Genomic DNA, 1,210 nt, shown 5'->3' with positions numbered 1-1,210 from the left:
CAGGGCAAGAGCATGAAAAAAGCCTATGATTTCAATACCTTTTCAAGGTAACCTGTACTGCGCATAGCTTTTTTCTGTTTTGCGGGCATGCCTTTATTAAAGCTTGTTTCTGCTTTTAGCTGATTAAATGCGATGTGTCTCAGCCCCGCAAATACAGGTGCTGCACCTTCACGCCTAATTCGGCAATCATCTTCTTTAAATCCGACATCTAAACGCCAATGTAATCCATTCTCTATTTGCCAATGTTGCCGTGCAGATCTTGCGAGTTCTTCCGCCGATAAATATGCTGAACTGATGTAGTATCTATAGCATAACTCATTGCTTACTTTGTTTTTTTCTTTCCTATAAGAAACAATAACTCCCACTGTTTTGGCATCTTTCCAATTGCTCGTTTCTGATAAATCACTTACGTTATGACTAACAGCACAACACCTGAATTCTTCTCTGTTTTTATGATAATCGGCTTCATTAAACAAAACTCCTTCGGACGCTTGTCGTGTGACCTCAGGTAATAAAGCATTCTCTATTTGTGACAGCAGTCCTTTATGGTTCGCTTTTACTGCCAGTAGGTAATCGGCTTGTTTATCCACTATTGTCTCTGCAATTGATTTTTGACACCCCATCGCGTCAATCGTGACTAAGCAGCCTTTTATCTCCAGTAATTCAAGAAGCTCTGGTAACGCTGTTATTTCATTCGACTTTTTATCAACAGGGCATTGCGCCAAAACAACACCATTTTCGCACGCAAATGCACTGACCATATAAAGTGCATCGCGCCTATCTGACTGATTAAATGAACCTTTCAATCGCTTACCATCAATCGCAACTACATCGCCATGAGTTAATTTAGAGCAGTCTTTCATCCAAGAAGAAAAAGAATCTTGAAACTGTGTCATATCAATACGACTCATCACACGAGCGATTGTGTCATGGCGAGGGATACCTTGCTCAAGAGGAACGTACTTCCTGAGCCAATCTAATCTATCATGGCCAAAATCTTCAATATCTTCCCAGCCTTGGCACCCAGATATGACAGCGCTGACAGCTAAGAATATGATATCAAAAAGTTTATGGACAACTTTACCCTGCTGGCGAGGGTCGTCAATTGATTCGAAATATTTAAATAGTTGAATATCAGGCATGGGGGCTCCTTAAAAAGGAGTATAAGATCATACTTTTAAGTCAAGGTAAAGTTCGTGATCTTGCCCTG

At 40.6% G+C, this 1,210-nt stretch carries 1 protein-coding gene; it reads right to left on the bottom strand.

Going from position 1 to position 1,210, the window contains the following annotated elements; translation table 11 throughout:
• Positions 1-23: 23 nt before the first annotated feature.
• Entirely contained in the window at positions 24-1,142 is a 1,119-nt protein-coding gene (locus tag H5186_RS22505) for an ISAs1 family transposase (protein WP_182795040.1), read from the bottom strand.
• Positions 1,143-1,210 lie beyond the last annotated feature (68 nt).

The organism is Pseudoalteromonas sp. SG41-2 (genome assembly GCF_014164535.1).
Lineage (GTDB): Bacteria > Pseudomonadota > Gammaproteobacteria > Enterobacterales > Alteromonadaceae > Pseudoalteromonas > Pseudoalteromonas rhizosphaerae.
Note: the sequence above shows the minus strand (reverse complement) of the source record. Positions and strands in the feature narration are given on the sequence as shown.